Origin of the sequence: Streptomyces sp. NPDC087300, assembly GCF_044744425.1 — a bacterium.
In the GTDB taxonomy this organism is placed as follows: domain Bacteria; phylum Actinomycetota; class Actinomycetes; order Streptomycetales; family Streptomycetaceae; genus Streptomyces.
Genome location: NZ_JBIUYI010000001.1, coordinates 848,108 through 868,629, shown reverse-complemented (window position 1 = coordinate 868,629; position 20,522 = coordinate 848,108). Strand labels below are relative to the sequence as shown.

At 71.3% G+C, this 20,522-nt stretch carries 16 protein-coding genes; 14 read left to right on the top strand and 2 right to left on the bottom strand.

The genetic code is table 11. The annotated features are described in order from the left end of the window. Nucleotides 1–108: 108 nt before the first annotated feature. Nucleotides 109–1,002, top strand: a complete 894-nt coding sequence (locus ACIO9J_RS03540; RefSeq protein WP_401991832.1) for a sigma-70 family RNA polymerase sigma factor — start codon at nucleotides 109–111, stop codon at nucleotides 1,000–1,002. A gap of 72 nt (nucleotides 1,003–1,074) precedes the next feature. Next, the gene (locus tag ACIO9J_RS03535; protein ID WP_401991829.1) at nucleotides 1,075–1,749 is read left to right on the top strand and encodes a L,D-transpeptidase; all 675 of its coding nucleotides are present in this window, start codon (nucleotides 1,075–1,077) and stop codon (nucleotides 1,747–1,749) included. A 103-nt stretch (nucleotides 1,750–1,852) separates the two neighbouring features. Here the strand turns inward: ACIO9J_RS03535 and ACIO9J_RS03530 are convergent, their stop codons facing one another. Next, on the bottom strand, nucleotides 1,853–4,006 hold the full coding sequence (locus ACIO9J_RS03530) for a choice-of-anchor A family protein (protein ID WP_401991826.1): 2,154 nt from the start codon (nucleotides 4,004–4,006) through the stop codon (nucleotides 1,853–1,855). Between the two features lie 541 nt (nucleotides 4,007–4,547). On the opposite strand from ACIO9J_RS03530, the gene ACIO9J_RS03525 reads away from it, so the two are divergent. The 7 genes from ACIO9J_RS03525 to ACIO9J_RS03495 all read left to right on the top strand — a co-directional run bounded on the left by ACIO9J_RS03525 (nucleotide 4,548) and on the right by ACIO9J_RS03495 (nucleotide 13,644). Next, on the top strand, nucleotides 4,548–5,504 hold the full coding sequence (locus ACIO9J_RS03525; RefSeq protein ID WP_401991823.1) for an ABC transporter permease: 957 nt from the start codon (nucleotides 4,548–4,550) through the stop codon (nucleotides 5,502–5,504). Nucleotides 5,505–5,564: 60 nt separating this feature from the next. Further along, a complete protein-coding gene (locus tag ACIO9J_RS03520; protein ID WP_401991820.1) occupies nucleotides 5,565–7,346 on the top strand; it encodes an ABC transporter substrate-binding protein in 1,782 nt (593 codons plus the stop codon). Between the two features lie 3 nt (nucleotides 7,347–7,349). After that, on the top strand, nucleotides 7,350–8,342 hold the full coding sequence (locus tag ACIO9J_RS03515; protein ID WP_401991817.1) for an ABC transporter permease: 993 nt from the start codon (nucleotides 7,350–7,352) through the stop codon (nucleotides 8,340–8,342). Then, entirely contained in the window at nucleotides 8,339–10,003 is a 1,665-nt protein-coding gene (locus ACIO9J_RS03510) for a dipeptide ABC transporter ATP-binding protein (RefSeq protein WP_401991814.1), read from the top strand. Before ACIO9J_RS03515 ends, ACIO9J_RS03510 begins: the two co-directional genes overlap by 4 nt. Before the next feature lie 144 nt (nucleotides 10,004–10,147). Beyond that, the gene (locus ACIO9J_RS03505) at nucleotides 10,148–11,053 is read left to right on the top strand and encodes a glycoside hydrolase family 16 protein (RefSeq protein ID WP_401991811.1); all 906 of its coding nucleotides are present in this window, start codon (nucleotides 10,148–10,150) and stop codon (nucleotides 11,051–11,053) included. A 157-nt stretch (nucleotides 11,054–11,210) separates the two neighbouring features. Next, nucleotides 11,211–12,689, top strand: coding sequence for an esterase (locus tag ACIO9J_RS03500; protein ID WP_401991808.1), 1,479 nt, complete (start codon nucleotides 11,211–11,213; stop codon nucleotides 12,687–12,689). A 133-nt stretch (nucleotides 12,690–12,822) separates the two neighbouring features. Further along, entirely contained in the window at nucleotides 12,823–13,644 is an 822-nt protein-coding gene (locus ACIO9J_RS03495) for an SDR family NAD(P)-dependent oxidoreductase (protein ID WP_401991806.1), read from the top strand. 14 nt (nucleotides 13,645–13,658) lie between these two features. Here the strand turns inward: ACIO9J_RS03495 and ACIO9J_RS03490 are convergent, their stop codons facing one another. Then, nucleotides 13,659–14,747 carry a hypothetical protein gene (locus ACIO9J_RS03490; RefSeq protein WP_401991803.1) on the bottom strand — a complete coding sequence of 363 codons (1,089 nt, stop codon included), beginning with the start codon at nucleotides 14,745–14,747 and terminating at the stop codon, nucleotides 13,659–13,661. Between the two features lie 397 nt (nucleotides 14,748–15,144). On the opposite strand from ACIO9J_RS03490, the gene ACIO9J_RS03485 reads away from it, so the two are divergent. Genes ACIO9J_RS03485 through ACIO9J_RS03465 form a run of 5 tightly spaced genes read left to right on the top strand, consistent with a single transcriptional unit; the run spans nucleotide 15,145 to nucleotide 20,500 of the window. Continuing rightward, nucleotides 15,145–16,209 carry a phytanoyl-CoA dioxygenase family protein gene (locus ACIO9J_RS03485; RefSeq protein WP_401991800.1) on the top strand — a complete coding sequence of 355 codons (1,065 nt, stop codon included), beginning with the start codon at nucleotides 15,145–15,147 and terminating at the stop codon, nucleotides 16,207–16,209. Then, entirely contained in the window at nucleotides 16,191–17,510 is a 1,320-nt protein-coding gene (locus ACIO9J_RS03480) for a DUF6271 family protein (protein WP_401991798.1), read from the top strand. Before ACIO9J_RS03485 ends, ACIO9J_RS03480 begins: the two co-directional genes overlap by 19 nt. Continuing rightward, nucleotides 17,507–18,709, top strand: coding sequence for a type III PLP-dependent enzyme (locus tag ACIO9J_RS03475; protein WP_401991795.1), 1,203 nt, complete (start codon nucleotides 17,507–17,509; stop codon nucleotides 18,707–18,709). Before ACIO9J_RS03480 ends, ACIO9J_RS03475 begins: the two co-directional genes overlap by 4 nt. Then, entirely contained in the window at nucleotides 18,699–19,280 is a 582-nt protein-coding gene (locus tag ACIO9J_RS03470) for a GNAT family N-acetyltransferase (protein WP_401991793.1), read from the top strand. Before ACIO9J_RS03475 ends, ACIO9J_RS03470 begins: the two co-directional genes overlap by 11 nt. Beyond that, nucleotides 19,280–20,500, top strand: coding sequence for an MFS transporter (locus tag ACIO9J_RS03465; RefSeq protein ID WP_401991790.1), 1,221 nt, complete (start codon nucleotides 19,280–19,282; stop codon nucleotides 20,498–20,500). Before ACIO9J_RS03470 ends, ACIO9J_RS03465 begins: the two co-directional genes overlap by 1 nt. Nucleotides 20,501–20,522: the final 22 nt, after the last annotated feature.

The following is a 20,522-nucleotide window of genomic DNA, read 5'->3' as shown; positions in this document are numbered from 1 at the left end:
ACGGCGTACGGCCGGGCGGCAGCAGAGTCCCTCACCGCGCCGGGGTACCTTCACCTGGGCTTTCGCGGAGCCGCCGCGAAAGCCCACGCAGCGGAGGAAAGAGAAACGGTGAACGACATAACGGGGCTCGCGGCACGCTTCGAGGAACACCGGCCGCACCTGCGGTCTGTGGCCTACCGCATGCTCGGCTCGCTCAGCGAGGCCGACGACGCGCTCCAGGAGACCTGGCTGCGGCTGAGCCGCACCGACATCAGTGACGTGGAGAACCTCGGCGGCTGGCTGACCACGGTCGCGGGCCGGATCTGCCTGAACATGCTGCGCTCGCGCACGCACCGGAGCGAGGAGCCGCTCGACTCGCTCGCCGCCGACTCCGCCACGGTGCGCGACGAGGGCCGTGACCCCGAGCAGGAGGCGCTGATGGCCGACTCCGTCGGTCAGGCGCTCCTGGTGGTCCTCGACACCCTGGCGCCCGCGGAGCGGCTCGCCTTCGTCCTGCACGACACGTTCGCCGTGCCGTTCGACGAGATCGCGCCGATGATCGAGCGCACCCCCGCCGCGACCCGGCAGCTGGCGAGCCGCGCCCGCCGCCGGGTCAAGGGCGGCACCCCGGCGCCCGACGCCGACCTGTCCCGCCGCCGCGTGGTCGTGGAAGCCTTCCTCGCGGCCACCAGGGGCGGCGACTTCGAGGCGCTCGTGACCCTGCTGCACCCCGGTGTGGTGCTGCACGCCGACGCCTCGGTCATCCCCACGCCCGAACCCGTCGTGGTCCGCGGCGACCAGGTCGTCGCCCAGGGCGCGATGGCCGCCATGGGCCGGGCCAGGAGCACCGGGATCGCGCTCGTCGACGGCACGGTCGGGCTCGTCATGGCCCCGCTCGGCCGGCTGCGCGTCGCCCTGCGCTTCACCTTCGCCGGCGACACGATCACCGAGGTCGACGTCATCGCGGACCGTGCGCGCCTGGACGGGCTCGACATCGGGGTGCTCGACGGCGCGGCGGCCTGACGCCCGCGCCGGTCGCGGGCGTGTCCGCGGCCCTCGACGTGCGCGGCCGTGGTCCGTGGTGAAGCTGGGGACATGCGCTGGGTTCTCTCGTCAATCGCCGCCCTGTCCCTGCTCGTCCCCGCCGCGCACGCGTCGGCGGCCCCGGCTCCGGCCGACGCGCCGTGCCGTGCGGGCACGGCCCCCTACCAACGCGAGCTGGAGCGCGAGCTGAAACTGCCCGTCGACGGCCGCCAGTCCACGGCGGACTGCGCGGCCATCAGGCGGCTTCAGCTCCGGCTCGGCATCCGTCCCGCGGACGGCCGCGCGACCCTGCGGACGTACCGCCTCGTCGTCGCGGACCGGGTCAAGCGCGACCCCGCGGCCCGGCGGGCCTGCCCCGTCAAGTCGTTCCGCGTCACCTGTGTGGACCTGAACCGGCAGATTTTGTGGGTGCAGAAGGGCCGCGGGCTGGTCTTCGCGCCGGTGCCGATCCGGACCGGCAGGGACGGTCTGGAGACCCGGCGGGGCTGGCAGCGGATCTACTGGAAGAACCGGGACCACTACTCGACGATCTATCACGTGGCCATGCCGTACGCCCAGTTCTTCAACGGCGGACAGGCCCTGCACGGCACCCGTGCCGATCTGTTCTCGGCCGGTTCCGGCGGGTGCGTGAACATGGCGCTCGGGGACGCCAAGCGGCTCTACGCCCTGCTGAAGAAGGGCGACCGGCTCTACATCTGGGGAACGAAACCGGGCACGGGCGGCTGACGCCGTCCGTGCCCGGTGCGGGGGAGCGGGGCCGGGTGCTGTTTCACCCGGCCACTTGGTGGATCACCGGGTTCCCCCGTGGATCACCCGGCCCCCAGGTGGATCACTTGCCCTTCTTGCCCCCGCCCCGCTGGTTGCTGAGCTTCACCGTGACGCCCTTGGCGGCGTTGCCCGCGGTCACCTTGTGCGGACCGCTGACCGTCTTCTTCGGCAGGACGTATCCGTCGGGGACCGCGGTCTCCTTCAGGTAGTACGTGCCGAGTTCGAGGTGGCGGTACTCGCAGCGGCCCCGGCTGTCCGTGGCGCAGCCGTCGTCGACGAGCGCGTCGTGGTGGGCACCGGTCGTCTGGAGCCCCGGCTTGCCGTTGTTGTCCCACCACAGCTGGAAGACGGCGCCGGACAGCGGCTTGCCCGTCTTGGCGTCCCGTTTGTCGACCGTGAGTTCACCGGTGACGCCGGGCCGGCGGTGGATGGTGTTCCGCGCCTCGACGGAGACACCCTTCGAGGCGTTCGACGCGGTCAGGACGAGCGGCCCGAAGACCGGCTGGAGCGGCAGGTCGTAGCCGACCGGGGCCTTGGTCTCGACCCAGTAGTACGTCCCGACGGCGACGTTCCTGCGGCAGGTTCCCGTGGCACTCGTCGTGCACGGCGCGCCCACCTCGGTGTCCGGGTCGGCGCCGTCCCGCTGGAGGCCGTCGACGCCGTTGGTCTCGTGCCACAGCTGGAATTCGGCGCCTGCCAGCGGGGCACCGGTGTCCCTGTCCTTCTTGACGACCGTGACGTCACCCTTGACGACGACCGGCTTCTTCTTGTTGGTCGCGGTGACCGACACGCCCTTCTCGCAGTTGCCCTCGGTCAGCTCCAGCGGTCCGAACACGTTCGGCGAGGGCAGGTCGTAGCCCTTCGGGGCCTTGGTCTCGCGCCAGTAGTACGTGCCGAGCGGCACGTTCTGCACGCACTCGCCGGGCCGGTCGGTGGTGCAGGGGCTGCCGACCTGACGGTCGGGGTCCGCGCCCTCGGTCTGGAGCCCGTCGACGCCGTTGGTCTCGCGCCACAGTTCGAACTCGGCGCCCGACAGCGGCTTGCCGGTGTCCTCGTCCTTCTTGACGACCTTGACCTCGCCCACGGTGGGCGCGAGGTTGCAGTCCGGCAGGTCGCCCTCGAAGGGGTAGTTGTGGAACTCCTGGCCGCCACCGCCCGACGCCGCGCTGGTGTGGGTGAGCGATCCGGTGGTGAAGAAGCGGCCGTTCATGCCGGGCACGCTGACGGTCGTCATCGAGCCCTGGTCGCCGACCAGGACGCTGCCCTGGAACTGCCCTGTGCCCTTGATCTCGACGGACGTGGCGTCGGGGAAGTTCCACAGCAGCCGGCTGCGCAGCTTGTTGAGCTGGCTGCTGTCGTCGATGGTGCCGCTGTAGGTGTTGATGGTGCGGTTGGTGCCGAGGATGTTGACGAGGATCGTGGCGTCGTCGGGGATCCCCTCGAAGCGGATGCCCTCCTGCCCGCCGCTGCCGCCCATCAGGTCGAAGTCGACGTTGAACACCTGGATCTTGGAGGTGTTGTCGCCGCTGAACAGCGTCTCGCCACCCGCGTGCGTGGCCGTGCCGGTCGCCTTGCGGGTGCTGCCGGGGCCCGTCGGGTGGGCGTAGCACTGACTCGCCTCGGTGAGCTGGTTCCGCAGCGGGATGTAGGGCCTGGCGGCGTCGGGGTCCTTGGTCACCGTGCCGACGATGGTCCCGGTGGCGTCCCCCGCGTGGCGCACGACCCCCTTCTCGGCGAGCAGCCGCTCCCCGGAGGCGATGGAGACGTTGCCTCCGGTGGTGAGCCAGTCCGAGCCCTCGGAGGGGGTGACCCGGGAGCCGACGCCGGCCTCGCCGACGTTGTAGATGCCGCTGACCCCGTCGGTCTTGTCCTGGTCGAAGTCGCCGAGCACCACGACGCGGCCCTCGGCCTCGGCGGCCTTCTCACGGACGAGGAAGTCCTGTCCCACGTAGACGTTGATGGCGTCGTCGCGGTACTGGATCGACCCGTTGTTGATGGGCGGGTAAGGGCCGGGCGGGCAGTTGCCCGGCACGCACGGGCCGAGTCCGCCGGGCAGCGGCTTCGCGGCGGCCACCGCGGCGGGGGCGGCGGGGGCGCGGCCGGGGTCCGCCGAGGTGTGCGCGACGGCCGGCGCGGCGGTCAGACCGGTCCCGGCCACGATGCCCAGGAGGCAGAGGTACCTCATTCCGGAATGGACGAGGGAGGGGAGGGTCACGTGTACATCAGCTCCTCACATGGACAAAGAGATGTGCAGGAGGCTCGCACGAATGCCGCTCTCCGCCGTTGAACCGATCCGCGCTTCATACGAAGAGCACTGCAAAGGATGAGTGTTGGGCCATACGGGATGCGTTCGCGCGCCCGCGCGATGCACTCAGGAAGGTTGGTGGGGTGTCACTCGCTTCTGATCTTCAAATCATTGGGTGCACGATCTGCTGAGCTGTAATGTGAAGGGATGTGGGTGAGCTCACAAAGTAACGTCCGGATGGAGCCGAGTGGGGCGTATATCAGGCTTTGTCGGAAGTAATTTCGGTGTTTGTTGCCGCGCCATGAACAATTCCCGCGCCCCGGAAAGGCTCCTGAAACGTACCGATCACATTCATCGACGGCGCCATCCATGCGTGTGGCAGGGCTCGTTCCCACGGTGTTGTAATTCTCCGCAACCCGGCGCGGACCACCCATTCCGAGCCGCCGGAACGTATTCCACGAACCGCATCCGCGACCCGGTGCGGGCCCGAGCACCAGGAGCACGGCAGCGCATGGCCGACGTACAGACGCAGGAGCCCCGCGGCCCGTTCGCCGTGGCCCTCAAGTCGTTCCGCAGGGACCGGGTCGGCCTCGCCTCGTGCGGCGTCGTGCTGCTCTTCGTGGTGCTCGCCGTCGCCGCGCCCCTCGTCGCCCGCCTCTACGGCAGGAATCCGACCGAGCACTACGGGCAGAACGAGCCAGGGCTGCTCAGCGCCGAAGGGCTGCCGGTGCTGCCCAACGGCGGGATCTCCGGCGACTTCTGGTTCGGCCTCGAACCCGGGCTCGGCCGTGACGTGTTCACCCAGCTCCTGTACGGGGTGCGCACCTCGCTCCTCGTCGCCGTCGCCTCCATCGCGCTGATCGCCGTACTCGGTGTCGTGCTCGGCGTGACCGTCGGCTATCTCAGCGGCCTCGCCGACCGCGTCTTCACCTTCGTCTGCAACGTCCTGCTCGCCTTCCCGACGCTGCTGCTGCTCCTCGCCCTCAGCCCGGTCGTCCAGACGCGGTTCGTCGGGCCCGGCGAGAACGAGCCCGCGTGGATGCAGTTCACCGTGCTCGTGCTGGTCTTCGCCGCCTTCGGCTGGGTGCCGCTCGCCATGATGCTGCGGACCACCGTGCGCTCGCTGCGGGAGCGGGAGTTCATCGACGCGGCTCGGGCCGTGGGCGCATCGCGCCGCCACATCGTGCTGCGCGAACTGCTGCCGAACGTCTGGGCGCCGGTCCTGGTGCACATCACCATCGCGCTGCCCGGCATCGTCACCGCCGAGGCCGCGCTCTCCTTCCTGGGCGTCGGCATCAGCGAACCCATCCCCGACTGGGGGCGGATGATCGCCCGCGGCGCCGAGGTCTTCTACGACGACCCGACGTACATGTTCTTCCCCGGCGTGACGATCCTCGTCTTCGTCGTCGCCTTCAACCTCCTCGGCGACTCGGTACGGGACGCGCTCGATCCCCGTACGCGCCGCTGAGCTCCGCTGTCCCCTCGCCTCACTCCTCACCAACTCATCACCCGCTCAAGGGAGTTCGCCATGCCCAGAATCAGCAGCCCGCGCAGCGCTGTCGTACCGGCCCTCGCCGCCGTCTCCGCCATGCTCGTGCTCTGCTCGTGCTCGTCGGGCGCCGGCGCGAAGGCGGACGACGCGCCGTCGGTGGCCGAGGAGGCGAACCTCACCGCGAGCGTCGGCACCGCGAAGGACAGCGCGGGCCCCGCGCCCGCCGTCGAGGGCGCCCGGCGCGGCGGCACCCTCCACGTCGCCAACCTGCGCGACTCCTCCCATCTGGACCCGCAGAAGATCTACGCGGGCGAGGCCTACAACACCTCGTTGCTCTGGGGCCGCCAGCTGACCCAGTACCAGATCGTCGACGGCAAGGCGAAGCTGGTCGGCGACCTCGCCACCGACACCGGCAGGCCCTCCGACGGCAGCCGCACCTGGACGTACCGGCTCAAGGACGGCATCGCCTGGGAGGACGGCAAGCCGATCACCTCGAAGCACATCAAGTACGGCATCGAGCGCACCTTCGCGCCCGGCTTCGAGATCGGCCCGCCCTACTGGCCGCAGTGGCTCACCGGCAAGCAGGACCTCGCCCAGGCCAGGAAGGTCTACGGCGGCCCCGAGAAGGACGGCGACTTCAAGGGCATCGAGACGCCGGACGACAGGACCATCGTCTTCCACTTCAAGCAGCCGCAGTCCGACGTGCCGTTCATGGCCGCGCAGTCCTCCTCGTCGCCCGTGCGCCCGGACAAGGACACCGGCACCAAGTACGACCTCAAGCCCTTCGCGACCGGCCCGTACCGCATCGTCGAGCACCGGCAGAACCAGCGCATGACCCTGGAGCGCAACCCGCACTGGAAGGCGGCGACCGACCCGATCCGCCACCAGTACGCCGACAAGTTCGAGTTCACCTTCGAGAAGAAGGAGCTGAACTCCGCGCAGGAGATCCTCAACGGGCGTGGTGACGGCGCGAACACCGTCACCACCAAGAACGAACTGCCGCCCGAGCTGTACGGCGAGGCCAGCCGCGACCCGGAGAAGAAGGACCTCGTCGTCGACGGGCGGCGCGGCGCCTTCAGCTCCCACCTGGTCGCCAGGAACGACCGGATCGCCGACCCCGAGGTCCGCAAGGCCATCCACTACCTCTTCCCCAGGCAGCAGGCGCGCCAGGCGCTCGGCGGCCCGCGCGTGGGCGACATCGCCACCACGTACTCCTCGCCCGCGATCGTCGGCTACAAGAAGTACGACGCCTACCCGGTGGCGCCGACCGGCGACATCAAGAAGGCCAAGGAACACCTCGCCAAGGCCGCGAAGCCCGTCAAGAGCCTGAGCTACGCCTACGAGTCCGACGCCGCCAACGACCGCGTCGCCCAGGTCCTCGTCGAGGCGTTCGCCAAGGCCGGCATCACCCTGGTCACCAAGCCGATGCCGCTGCCCGCCTACACCAACGAGGTGCTGCGCTCGGCCGACCCGAAGTACGACCTGTGGATGTCCGGCAGCTCGGTCGACTGGCCGACCCCCGCCACCGGCGTGCCCTACAACTTCGACAGCCGCCGCGACTCCTTCGACAACGCCCTGCGCTACAAGAACCCGGCCGTCGACAAGGAACTCGACCGGATCGCGGAGATCGGCGACGCGAAGAAGAAGGCCGACGCGCTGATCGAACTGGAGAAGAACAAGATCATGAAGGACGCGCCGCTCGTCCCGTTCCTGCACCAGCGCGTCCAGCAGGCCCGTGGCGCGAACGTCGGCGGCGCCTTCATCCACCCCATCTACGGCACCATCAGCCCCGCCTGGCTGTACCTGAAGAAGTCCTGACCCATGCTCACCTACCTGATCAGACGAGCGCTCCAGGCGGTGGGGGTGCTGCTCGCCATCTCCGCCACCGCCTTCGCCCTCTTCTACGCCGCGCCGTCCGACCCGGCGACCATCGCCTGCGGCCCCAAGTGCGACGCCACCCAGATCGCGGCGGTCCGCCACAGCATGGGCCTGGACCAGCCGATCCTCACCCAGTACGCCGACTATCTGCGCGGCCTGGTCGCCGGGCGCACCATCAGCGACGTGGACGGCAGCGCCATCGACTGCGCGGCGCCCTGCCTCGGCTACTCGTACACGCTGCACGAACCGGTGCTCTCCGCGATCACCAGCCGCTTCCCCGTCACCCTGTCGCTGGCCGGCGGCGCGCTCGCCGTCATCCTGGTGGCGGGCATCGGCGCGGGCTTCGTCTCCGCGCTGCGCCGCGGCTCCGCCGTCGACCGGCTGCTCTCCTGCTGCACCCTGATCGGCGCCAGCGTGCAGATCTATTTCCTCGGCTACGCGCTGCAATACCTGCTGGTGTACTCCACCGGCTGGCTGCCGCTGCCCGGCTACACCCCGCCGGGCGAGGACCCGGCGGCCTGGGCGGCCGGGCTGCTGCTGCCCTGCCTGGTGCTTGGCTTCGTCAACGCCGCCGTGTTCGCCAGGCTCTCCCGCGCCCAGCTCCTCGAAGTGATGCACGAGGGGTACGTCAGGACGGCGCGCGGCAAGGGACTCGGCGTCCTGCGCACCCATCTGAAGTACACCGCACGGGGCGCGGCGGGACCGGTCGTGCAACTGCTCGGCCTGGAGGTGGGGGCGCTGCTCGGCGGGGCGTTCATCACCGAGACGGTCTTCGGACTCAGCGGCGTCGGCAAGCTCGCCGTCGACGCCGTCACCCAGAACGACCTGCCGACCGTGGTCGGCACCGTCCTGATCGCCGCGTTCTTCGTGGTGGTCTTCGTGGCCCTCGCCGATCTGGTCGTGGCCTGGCTCGACCCGAGAGTGAGACTCGCATGACGCCGCAGCAGGACACCGTGCTGGCCGTGCGCGACCTGACCGTCTCCTTCACCGGGCCGCGGGGCCCCGTCACCGCCGTCGAAGGCATCTCCTTCGACCTGGCGCGGGGCGAAGTCCTCGGCCTGGTAGGGGAGTCGGGGTCGGGAAAGTCCACCGTCGGCCTCGCCGCGATGGGGCTGCACGACCTCTCGCGCACCACGGTCGGCGGCACCGTGCGGGTCGGCGGTACCGACGTCGTGGGCGCGGCAGAGGCCGAGCTGAAGGCGCTGCGCGGCGCGCGGATCGCGATGGTGTTCCAGGACGCGCTCGCCTCGCTCTCACCCTTCCACAGCGTGGCCGGCCAGCTCGGCGAGGCGTACCGCCTGCACCACAAGGACGCCAGCCCCGCTCAAGTGCGAGCCAGGGCCGTGGAGATGCTGGAGCGCGTCGGCATCGCGAAGGCGCGCGCCCGCGACTATCCGCACCAGTTCTCCGGCGGCATGCGTCAGCGCGTGATGATCGCGATGGCGCTGATCAACCACCCCGACGTCCTGATCGCCGACGAGCCGACCACGGCGCTCGACGCCCGCGTCCAGCGCCAAGTCCTGGACCTGCTGGCCGAGTTGCAGCGCGAGTTCGGCACCGCGGTGGTCCTGGTGACGCACGACGTGGACATGGTCGCCGCCGCCACCGACCGCATGCTGGTCATGCGCGAGGGCCGCATGCTGGAGACCGGGCACACGCCCCAGGTGCTCGTCGAGCCGGTCCACCCCTACACCCGGGCGCTCATCGGCGCGGCACCCTCCCCGGAGACCGTGCCCGGCAGCCGCCTGCCGACGGTCGAGAGGCCGGAGCCGGAGGCCCGTACGCGCACCCGGGTCCCGCCGGCGGCCGAAGGGCCGGCGCTCGCCGAAGTCAGCGATCTGCGCGTCGAGTTCGGCGGCGGACGCACCCTGCTCGGCCGTCGCCGCGAGCCCACGCGCGCCGTGCGCGGCATCAGCCTGCGCCTGACCGAGGGCGAGACCCTCGGCCTGGTCGGCGAGTCGGGCTCCGGCAAGTCGACGACGGCCCGGGTGCTCGCCGGACTTCAGCGGCCGAGCGGCGGCACCGTCCGCTTCGACGGCAGGGACATCACGCGCGCCGCCGACGACACCGCGCTGCGCAGGGAGCTCAGCCGCGAGGTCCAGCTGGTCTTCCAGGACCCGTACGCCTCGCTCAACCCCCGCCGCACCGTCGAGGAGATCGTCACCCTGCCGCTGCGCGTGCACACGGGCATGAGCCGCTGGGAACGCCGCGACCGGGCCGCCGAACTCCTGGAGCAGGTCGGCCTGAGCGCGGACCAACTCCCGCGCTACCCGCACGAGTTCTCCGGCGGTCAGCGCCAGCGCATCGGCATCGCCAGGGCCCTCGCGCCCCGGCCCCGCCTGATCATCGCCGACGAGCCGGTCTCCGCGCTCGACGTGTCGGTGCAGGCGCAGGTCCTCAACCTCCTGATGGACCTGCGCGACGAACTCGGGCTCTCGCTCCTCTTCGTCTCGCACGACCTCGCCGTCGTACGCCACCTCTGCGACCGCGTCGCGGTGCTGCACCAGGGGGAGATCGTCGAGACGGGATCCCGTGACGACATCTTCGAACAGCCCCAGGAGGCGTACACCAAGGAACTGTTGGCGGCGCGTCTGTAACGGCGGGCGCCTCGCCGCCGGGCGTGTCACGGGGATGGCGGGCGGGCGGCGGCTCGGCCAGGATGGCCCCTTTCCGCGGCGTGTCCGCCTCCCGCGCGACCGCCGCGGGCCAAGGGGCCGCCGGGCCCGGAGGAGGGCGGCGCGATGGGCGTGCACGGGGCGGCGAAGCGACGCAGGCCGATCGTGTTCGGCACGCTGGGCGTGACCCTGCTCGCCGCCCTGCTGTGCATCCCGAGCGCCGGGGGAGCCCCGGTGTCCGCGGACGCCTGCCGCACCGGGGGCACCGAGCTGCCGGTCGGCGACTGCGGGCCGTTCTGGCAGGTCCTGGCCGAGGACTTCAACGGCGACCGGGTGCCGCTCGGCGCGTTCAGCGACTGCGACCACCACGCCGACACCTCCGCCGCGTACTGCGCGGGCCTCAGCGGCACCTACCGCGACAACTGGTGGGCCTACCCCACCGGTTGGCGCGACACGGCGAACGACCGGGGCCGTGACGTCGTCGGCGTCTACCACCCCGAGGACACCGTGAGCGTGGGCGCTGCGGACAACGGCGACGGCCGCATGCGCATCCGCATGTGGCGGCCCGCCGAAGGAGGGCCCGTGCACGCGGCGGCGGTGGTACCACGTGCCGTCATGCAGATGAAGTACGGCAAGTACAGCGCCCGCATCAAGGTCACCAAACAGGCCGCCGGGTACAAGTCGGCGTGGCTGCATTACGGCGGCGGCTGCGAGATGGACCACCCAGAGGGCGAGTGGACCGGCTCCCTCAGCGCCTTCCACCACCCCTGCGGCGGCGGCGAACAAGGGTATTTCCGCGGCGCGGACGACTGGACCGAGTGGCACACCGTGTCGACCGAGTGGACCCCCGGCACGGTGCGCTTCTTCGTCGACGGACGCGAGACGGGCCGGGACACCCGGGGCGTGCCCGACGAGCCGCTGTCCTGGGTGATGCAGAACGAGAGCGCCCTGGAAGGCCCTGGCGCGGCGCCCGGCAGCAGCGCCCAGTTGGAGATCACCTGGGTCGCCGCGTACGCGTACGGCTGGAAGTGACGCCGGACAACGGTGAGTTGACGCCCACGAACGATTTCGTGAACCCCGTACAACCCTTGTGCCTCATCCCGTGTCGAACAGGGCGCCGGACAAGGAACGGGCCCTTTCCGGACACCCCCCGCGCTGCCCGGCCACCTTTCCTTCACAGGAGCCGCTCGTGCGCAAGAACCGTTCGGCCGCCCTCGCCGCGGCATCGTTCCTTCTGCTGACAGGGGCCGGTATCGCCGCCGCCCCCTCCGCCTTCGCCGGTACCCCTGGGGGGACGCACGCCGACGACCGCAACAGCGACTTCAACGGCGACGGATACGAAGACGTGCTGGTCGGCGCCCCTGGCGCCACGGTGAGCGGCCAGCAGGGCGCGGGACTCGTCACCGTCCAGTACGGATCCACCAGAGGCATCGGCACCAGCAACGTCGCCAGATTCAGCCAGTCGACCGCGGGCGTCGCGGGCGCCGCGGAGGCGGGTGACGGCTTCGGCAAGGCCGTCGCCACCGGAGACCTCGACGGCGACGGCTACGACGACGCGATCGTCGGCATCCCCGGCGAGGACATCGGGGACACCGCCGACGCCGGTGGCGTCGCGATCCTGTGGGGCTCCAAGACGGGCCTCACCGGAGCGGCGAGCGACTGGCTGCAGACCCAGGAACCCACCAAGGGCGAGCAGTTCGGCAGCGGCGTGACGGCCGCGCACCTCACCGGCGACACGCCGGGCGACGTGCTCGCCGTCCTCGACCGCGACGACCTGGAGCTCTTCGTCTACGACCCCGCGCCGCAGGCCCGCGGCGAGGCACCGCTGCGCCGCGAGGCCACCAAGAAGCTCGCCGCGGCCGCCGAGGAGCGCGACATCCTGCCCAAGTCGCTCACCACCGGCGACTACGACGACAACGGCTACGCCGACCTCGTCGTCTCCGGCGTCACCGTGGGCGACGAGCCGGGCCACGGCTGGTCCATGCACTTCGCGGGCGGCGCCGACGGGCTCACCTACAAGGGTGACCTGCGCGGCGGCCCCGCCGCGGCCTCCGGCGACATCAACAACGACGGCTTCGACGACCTGGTGACCGGCGAGCCCGCGTCCCCGGACGACGGCGGCGAGACGATGACCGGCGGCCTGGTCGGCGTGCGCTACGGCTCCGAGGACGGCCTGAAGGACGAGGCCAAGTGGTGGACCCAGGACGCCCCCGGCGTGCCCGGGGTCGCCGAGCGCGGTGACGGCTGGGGCGCCGACCTGTCCGTCGCGGACACCGACGGCGACGGCTACGCGGACGTCGCGATCGGCGCGCCCGGCGAGGACATCGGCACGGTCGCCGACGCGGGCGCCGTCTGGGTGCTCCGCGGCGGGGAGTACGGGATGACGGCCACCGGCGCCAAGTCCTACGACCAGGACTCGGCGGACATCCCCGGTGTGCCGGAGAAGGGTGACAAGTGGGGCGCGCAGGTCCGCCTCACCGACCCCAACCGTGACGGCCGCTTCGGCCTGCTTGCCGCGGCGCCCGGCGAGAACGCGGGCGACGGCACGGTGTGGGTGCTCTCGGCGGGCGCCGGCGGCGTCACCGCGGCCGGGTCCTGGACGTACGACGCGAAGGCGCTCGGCGCGCCGGGCAAGGGCGCGGCGTTCGGCGCGGCCGTCGACGAGTAGGCCGAGCAGGGCCGGTAGAGCGAGCAGTACCAGCCAGCCGCATCCCGCGGGAGCGGGACGTCCGTACGCGGTCGTGAACACCTCCGTATGATCAAGAAACGGGTTCACGATCGCGTACGGAGGCTGGAAAGGTATGACGGAGAGCCGAGTTGTCATCGTCACCGGAGGCGGCACCGGCATCGGTGCCGCCACCGCGCGGCAGTTGCGCGCCGCGGGACACCGGGTGGTGATCTCGGGCCGTCGGGCGGATCCGCTGGAGCGGATCGCCGAGGAGACAGGGGCGCTCGCCCACACCGCCGACGCGGGCGATCCCGCGGACGTCCAGGGCCTCGTCGACGCGGCCATGGCGGCGTACGGCCGCGTCGACGGGCTCGTGCTCAACGCGGGGATCGGGCGCGGCGGCGCGGTCGGTGACATTCCCGACGAGGACTGGGACCTGGTGCTGCGCATCAACCTCACCGGCCCGTTCCTGCTGCTGCGGGCCGCGCTGCCGCACCTGTTGGAGACGCGCGGCTCGGTCGTCGCGGTCGCCTCGGTGGCCGCGCTGCGCAACGGCGTGGCCAACGCCGCGTACGCGACGTCCAAGGCGGCGCTCCTCCAGCTGTGCAGGTCCGTCGCCGTCGACTACGGCAAGCAGGGGCTGCGCGCCAACACCGTCTGCCCCAGCTGGGTGCGGACCGAGATGGCCGACCGGCGCATGACCCGGTTCGCGCAGGAGTCCCACCTGGGGGACGGCAGCACCGACGCGGCGTACGAGGAGGCGACCCGCCTGATGCCGACGGGCCGCCCCGGTGAACCCGCCGAGGTCGCCGAAGCGATCACGTGGCTGCTCTCGCCCGCCGCTTCGTTCGTCAACGGCGCGGTGCTCACCGTCGACGGCGGTGTGACGGCGCTCGACGCGGGCACCGTCGCCTTCGACTTCGGCATCACGCCGCGCGTCCGGTCGGCGAGCTGAGGCCGCGCCCCGGTCTACGCCCGGACGTACCGCTCGATGTGCAGTTGCGCAGGCGGGAACGGTGCGGAGGAGGTCGTGCCCACCGACCAGTAACCGCCGCCCGCGCCGGGGATCGTGCTGATCGCCTCGGGCACCACGGTGGTCGGGCTCGTCGGGCCGCGCTCGCTGACCCAGGCCGTGCCGTCCCAGCGCAGATAGTGGGCGCGCTCGTCGTCCCAGAAGTCCCAGCCGGAGATCCGGTCGGGCCGGCCCGCCGCGTCGCCCACGATGCCGGTCAGCATGCCGACGCCGAACGGCGCGGTCAGTGAGTTCCACTGCGTGCCGTCGTAGTGCTGGAGCGTGACGCCGGGCGGTTTGCCGGGCGGTCCGCCCACGCCGTAGCCGAAGCCGGTCAGCCAGATGTCGTCGTGCGCGACCGGCAGCAGACCCGTCACCGAGGCGCGGATGCCGAGCTGGCGGGGGAGCACCGTCCAGGCGCCGTCCCAGCGGGCGATGATGTCGCCGAAGACCCACACCTCACCGCGGGGCGTCACCTGGACGCCGGTCGGCGTGGGCGCCGCGGTGTCGGGCAGCGGCTCGCTCCAGCGCCACTTCGAGCCCGCGCCGTACAGCAGGGCCACGTGGCCGCCGCGCCGTCCCGACACCCAGAACCGGCCGTCGGGCGCGAGCGCCACATCGGTGAGCTCGGTGCCCGGCTCGTTCCTGCCGGGGAAGGCCGTCTCGCGCCAGGTCGTCCCGTCCCAGGTCAGGAGCTGATGGCGGTCGCTGCCGTCGGTGCCGATGGCGTGCGCCTCGCCGCCCGGACCCGCCGCGGCTCCGCGCAGCGCGCCCCGGTACGTGAGGTGGGAGACGTCGTTCGCCGTCCAGGCGGTGCCGTTCCAGCTGAGGGAGACGGGCGTGCCGAGGGTGCCGCCGTTGCGGCCCTGTTCGCCCACGGCCCAGGCCTTGTCGGGTCCCGCGGCGGCCACCGAGACGAGATGGGTGGCGGGGCGCCCGGCCGGTGCGGCCACCTCCTGCCAGCTTCCGGCGGCAGGGACCGCGCCGCCGGATCGGGTGGCGGCCCCGGCCAGTGGCGCGGGCACGGCCAAGGCCGCGCCGGTCACGGCCAGTCCACGGACAAAGACGCGTCTTCGCATGAGAGGAGCCCTTCTTCGAAGGAGAGGGTTCGGGGGCTGCGCCGAGCATCGGAACTGCGGGCAACACCCTTGACCGGGCGCCTCGCGACGTCAATGGGCACACTCCTGTCTTTGGTTCAGACCAATGCGATGCTGGCGCGGGGCGGCGAAGGTGTCAAGACCTTGTTCGCATGCCGGAATTCATGCGTGAAGGGCACGTGAAGCGGGGGCGAATATGAGCTTTTCTGTCAACAAGGACACCCAACTCATTTATTGACAGCGAGAGTTGGTCTAGTCCATTTTGGTGCTACGTGAGTTCGACGTGGGGCGGGTGTGACACGGAACGCCCTCGCGCGCGGCACAGAACCGAACCTTGGAGCACCACATGCCAGCCACTGACAGCTACCTCCATCGAGCCCCCTCCGGTCGCCCCTACTTCAGCTCGGACGGCGAGACGTACCTGGCGCAGACCCAGCTGCGGGACCTGGACAAGACCCGCGAGCTGAGGGTGCTCTCCGAGGAGGACTTCGCCTTCTGGCAGACGTACGGCTACATCGTGGTGAAGCAGGCCATCCCCGCCGCGGCGGCCAAGGAGCTGCTCGACTTCACCTGGGAGTTCCAGGGCCTGGACCGCGAGCGCCCCGAGACCTGGTACGAGGAGCGCGAGTACCGCTCCGACCTGGACAGGGAGCTGCACATCTACGGCTTCGTCGAGGCCTACCACCACCAGCTCATATGGAACAGCCGCCAGACCCAGCGGGTCTACGACGCCTTCGTCGACGTATGGGACTGCGAAGAGCTCTGGGTCACCCTGGACCGGCTCAACCTCAACCCGCCCAACGTCAAGAACCGCGACCGCGGCCTGATCGCCCCTACCGAGCGCGGTTTCGACATCAACCTCCACTGGGACGTCGACACCACCCTCGGCGTCCTGCCCCAGCGCGTCCAGGGCATCATCGCCCTCGACGACACGAGCGCCGAGCTCGGCGGCTTCCAGTGCTGCCCCGAGCTGTTCCGCCAGTTCGACCGGTGGAAGGCCCGCCAGCCCGACGACCGCGACCCGATCCGCCCCGCGATCGACCGCTCCGAACTGCCCGTCGTACGTCCCGAACTCGAGGCCGGCGACCTGCTCATCTGGAACGGCCTGCTGGCCCACGGCGTCGCCCCCAACACCTCGGGCAGCGGCGTGCGCGCCGTCCAGTACCTCTCGATGATGCCCGCGCTCGAATCCCACGAGACGCTGCGCCGCTCCCGCGTCGAGTCCTGGCGCGACCTCAGCACCCCCGACTGGAACGCGACGCTGGTCGGCGACGCGACCAAGCACGAGTCCGAGCGGTACGGCACCGCCGCGCTGACCGACCTCGGCGCCAAGCTCCTCGGCCTGAAGTCCTGGAACGGGCAGCCCTTCGACGAGCCGATCGGGGACGACGCATGCGCCGAATCTGCCTGACGCTGCCCACCAACAGGGCCTGCTCCCGCACCATTTCGGCGATCGGCGACGAGGCGGCGTACGCGGCCGGACACTTCGACGTCGAGGTGCACCTGCTGATCCTGGACTCCTCCGACACCGCCACCTTCACCGAGCACGCCGCCGCGGTGCGCGCGCTCGGCGACACCCCCGGCGTCGTCACCCACCACCTCGACGAGGCGGCCCAGCGCGACTTCCTGCGCCGGGTCATCGCCGGCGCGGGCGTCGCCAAGCCCGAGCTGATGCTCGACCTGATGCTGCCGGACGCCGTCTCCTACGGCGCCTGCACCAACCGGGCGTTCCTCGTCGCCGCCGCGCTCGGCTGCGAGTCCGTGCACCGCAGGGACTCCGACAGCCACTACCAGACCGTGGACGGCGTGCCCGTCTACCCCGTCCACCACGAGCTGATGTCGCTCGGCAAGCGCGCCGCCGACGCCGCCCACGGCGTCACCGAGACGGCACTCGCCGACGAGCACGGGGACAAGCGCGTCGCCATGGTCGGCGCCTCCTTCGTCGGCGAACTCTCCGTGGACATCGGCGAGATCCAGCGGCTCGACCCGGACGTGTACCACGACGTGGTCAGCCTCTGGGCGCCCGTCCACTGGTCCGACGAGCAGAAGCGCGAACTCGTCGGCGAGTCGTTCCGCGGCGCGGGCACCGACACCTTCACCCACGACCGCGCGATGCTGACCCTGGTCGACCCGATGCGCGTCGACATGTGCAACATCGCCTTCCACGACGTGCACGAGCGCGTCCCGCTGCCGCCCGCCACCGACACCATCGGCAGCGACTACTTCCTCATCCACCTGGTCCACGACGCCGCCCTGCCCGGCGTCCTGCACAACCGCGACATCGTCAACTACTACACCGAGGAGCGCCGCACCGACGCGGGCTTCATGGCGTACCAGACGCGCTTCGTGAAGTTCTTCCTCTCGATGCTCTACTTCAACGTCATCTACGACCGGATGACCGAGGCCGGCGAGGCGCTCCTGGACGAGCGGGGCCGGGTCAGCGCACCCGCCATCGCCGCGTTCGCCCGCGAGAGCGCTCTCCTGGACCGGGCGGAGAACATCGAGCGGCTCGACAGGATCGACGTCGCCTACCGCAAACTGGGCGGCCGCTACGCCGAGTTCGCCGACCTCCTCACCGAGCGCCGCGAGCGCCTCCTGGACGAGGCGCGGCGCGACATCGAGGACTTCGCGCTGCTCACCGAGGCATGGGAGCCGCTGGTGCGCGCGAGCGCGGCCGCCGGTGCCGCGCCGACCCAGGGGCGGACCGCTTGAGCGCCACGACGACGTACGAAGCCGAGAGCGCTCCCCTGTTCGACGCCCTCGCGGCCGCCGCCGAGGACCAGATCGTCTACGACCTGCCGGGCATCGAGGCCCGCTACGACACGCTGCGCCGTGAACTGCCGGGCGTCGCCGTCCGGTTCGCCATGAAGGCCTGCCCGGTCGACGAGGTGCTCGGGCGGCTCGCGCTGCGCGGCTCCGGGGTCGACGCGGCCAGCCCGCACGAAGTGGAGCAGGCGCTGCGGGCGGGCGTGCCCGTCGAGCGGATGCACTTCGGCAACACCATCAAGTCCGACCGGAACATCGCCGACGTGTTCCGGCTCGGCATCAGGGACTTCGCGACCGACAGCCTGGAGGACGTGACCGCGCTCGCCGAACACGCACCGGGCGCCCGGGTGTTCTGCCGCCTGGCGACCACCGGCGAAGGGGCCCTGTGGGGTCTCAGCAACAAGTACGGGTGCTCGCCCGCCGACGCCGTGGACGTCCTGACGACCGCACGGGACGAGGGACTCGTCCCCGCGGGCCTGTCCGTGCACGTCGGATCCCAGCAGATGACCGCCGACGCCTGGCGCGGCGCCTTCGACCGCATCGCGGACGTCCTGACCGCCCTGGCGGAGCGCGGGATATCCCTCGACCACGTCAACCTCGGCGGCGGGCTGCCCGCGCTCGGCTACCGCGACAAGCACGGCCGTGCGCTCGACCCCCCGATGGACAAGATCTTCGCCGTGATCCGCGAGGGCATGGAACGGCTGCGGGAGATCCGGGGCCACCGCCTCGGCTTCGTCGTGGAGCCCGGCCGCTACCTCATCGCCGACCACGGCGCGATCCGCGCCCACGTCTCCCGCCTCTCCGCGCGCAGCCAGGCCAACGGCGAGCGCCAGTACTGGCTCTACCTGAGCTGCGGAAAGTTCAACGGCCTCTACGAGATGGACCAGTTGCAGTACCGCCTGGTCTTCCCCTCGCACCGGGACGCCGAGTCGGTGCCCGCCGTGGTGGCGGGCCCCACCTGCGACAGCGACGACGCCTACTCCCACGAGGAAGGCCTCGTCCCGGTGCCCAAGGCCCTAGCGTCGGGCGACCCGGTCTGGGTGATGTCCTGCGGGGCGTACGCGACCAGCTACATGACGCAGGGCTTCAACGGGTTCCGGCCCCTTCCGTATACGTGGATAGACGGCGGTGCGCATGAGTCATGAGGCGCTCGCAGGGCACGAGGTGCGCGTACGGCACATCGCCGACGCCGACTGGGACGGCATCACGGAACTGGAGGCCCGCGCCTACACACGGCTCGGCCTCTCGGAGGGCCGCGCCGCGCTGGAGTCGCGGATGCGGGCGTCGCCCGACACCTGCTTCGTCCTGGCCGCGGGACCCCGCATCGCGGGCTACCTCCTCGCGCTGCCCTATCCCGAACACGAGTACCCGGACCTGCACACGAAGGAGGCGGCGGGCACCGCGCCCATCTCGCGCAACCTCCATCTGCACGACGTCGTCATCGCCGAGGACCTCCGCCACCGGGGGCTCGCCCGGCACCTCGTCGGCCATCTCGTGGAGACGGCCCGCGCGCGGGGATACGAGCGGATCTCCCTGATCGCCGTCGGCGGCAGCGACACCTTCTGGTCGGCGCGGGGCTTCACCGCCCGCGCGGACCTGGCGGCGCCGGCCGGTTACGGACCCGGCGCCGTCTACATGCACCGCGCGGTGCCGGGCGACGTGGCGCTGGCCGGCGCGTCGCCGCAGACGACTCATTCGCGAAGAGAAGTGGGCTGATGCGGGTGCTCCGCGTACGTGATCCTTTCCATCGGGGCCAGCTGGCGATAGCCGCCCTGTTCTGTTCCCTCGGCTTTCAGTACGCCACCTGGGCGGCCCGGATCCCGGCCATCAAGACGGACCTCGGCCTCTCGGCGGCGGAGGTCGGCGTGCTCCTGATGGCCGCCGGGGTCGGCGCGGCCGTCTCGTTCCCGCTGGTCGCGATGTTGATGCGGCGCTTCGACTCGCGCCGCATCGCCATCCTGTCGGCCATCGGCCTGGCCCTGATGCTCCCGGCGCTCGCCGCGGCGCCGAACTTCCCCCTCGCGCTGGCCGTGATGGGCGTCGACGGTTTCCTCGTGGGCTGTCTCAACGTCTCCATGAACGCCCAGGGCGCCGCGCTGGAGAGCCGCCACGAGCGCAACGCCATGGCCAGGCTGCACGCGACGTTCAGCGGCGGCTCGCTGCTCGCCGCGCTCGTCGCCTCCGGCATGAACGCGGTGACCTCGACGGTCGCCGTGCACTTCGCCGCGGCCGCCGTGATCATCTTCCTGCTCGTCGCGTACGCGAGCACGGGGCTCCTCGCGGAGGAGAGGACGGCCGGGGAGGAGAAGAAGGAGAGCGGCGGCGAGGAGAAGAAGAAGGCCAAGTGGGTGCTGCCCACCAGCATGACCCTGTGGATGTGCTGCGCCATGGCCTTCGGCACCGTGACCGAGGGCGCCATGAACGACTGGTCGGCCCTGTATCTGAAGGACGTGGCGAAGGCGTCGGCGGAGCTCGCTCCGCTGGGCATCGCCGTGGTCTCCGGAATGATGGTGATCGCCCGCCTGTTCGCCGACGGCTGGCGCAGCCGTTGGGGCGACGGCCGGATCGTCGTGGTGGGCAGCACGGTGGCCGGTGTGGGCCTCGCGCTCGCCCTGCTCAGCGGCGGTCTGGTGCCCGCCCTCATCGGGTTCGCGTGTGTCGGACTCGGCGTCGCCGCCGTCACCCCGTGCGTCTATGTGGCCGCGGCGAACCAGGGCTCGGACACCCTGACGCTGGTCGCCGCGATGGGTACGACGGGGCTGCTCGCGGGGCCGCCGCTCATCGGGTTCATCGCGCACGCCAGCAGCCTGGTGTGGGGCCTCGGGGCGGTCGCCGCCTCCGCCCTGGTGGTGGCGCTGTGCGGTACGCGGATCCGGTGGACGTCCCCGGCTCCCGTGGCAGGACCCGCGGAAGAAGGGGTTCTTACTCAGGGGTAGGCCGCACCGACCCCCTTGTTAT

What these genes read in the sequence shown, in the direction of transcription:
- ACIO9J_RS03535 (WP_401991829.1), top strand. Translation starts at nt 1,075, where the DNA reads ATGCGCTGGGTTCTCTCGTCAATCGCCGCCCTGTCCCTGCTCGTCCCC.
- ACIO9J_RS03525 (WP_401991823.1), top strand. Translation starts at nt 4,548, where the DNA reads ATGGCCGACGTACAGACGCAGGAGCCCCGCGGCCCGTTCGCCGTGGCC.
- ACIO9J_RS03520 (WP_401991820.1), top strand. Translation starts at nt 5,565, where the DNA reads ATGCCCAGAATCAGCAGCCCGCGCAGCGCTGTCGTACCGGCCCTCGCC.
- ACIO9J_RS03515 (WP_401991817.1), top strand. Translation starts at nt 7,350, where the DNA reads ATGCTCACCTACCTGATCAGACGAGCGCTCCAGGCGGTGGGGGTGCTG.
- ACIO9J_RS03510 (WP_401991814.1), top strand. Translation starts at nt 8,339, where the DNA reads ATGACGCCGCAGCAGGACACCGTGCTGGCCGTGCGCGACCTGACCGTC.
- ACIO9J_RS03505 (WP_401991811.1), top strand. Translation starts at nt 10,148, where the DNA reads ATGGGCGTGCACGGGGCGGCGAAGCGACGCAGGCCGATCGTGTTCGGC.
- ACIO9J_RS03495 (WP_401991806.1), top strand. Translation starts at nt 12,823, where the DNA reads ATGACGGAGAGCCGAGTTGTCATCGTCACCGGAGGCGGCACCGGCATC.
- ACIO9J_RS03485 (WP_401991800.1), top strand. Translation starts at nt 15,145, where the DNA reads ATGCCAGCCACTGACAGCTACCTCCATCGAGCCCCCTCCGGTCGCCCC.
- ACIO9J_RS03480 (WP_401991798.1), top strand. Translation starts at nt 16,191, where the DNA reads ATGCGCCGAATCTGCCTGACGCTGCCCACCAACAGGGCCTGCTCCCGC.
- ACIO9J_RS03470 (WP_401991793.1), top strand. Translation starts at nt 18,699, where the DNA reads ATGAGTCATGAGGCGCTCGCAGGGCACGAGGTGCGCGTACGGCACATC.
- ACIO9J_RS03465 (WP_401991790.1), top strand. Translation starts at nt 19,280, where the DNA reads ATGCGGGTGCTCCGCGTACGTGATCCTTTCCATCGGGGCCAGCTGGCG.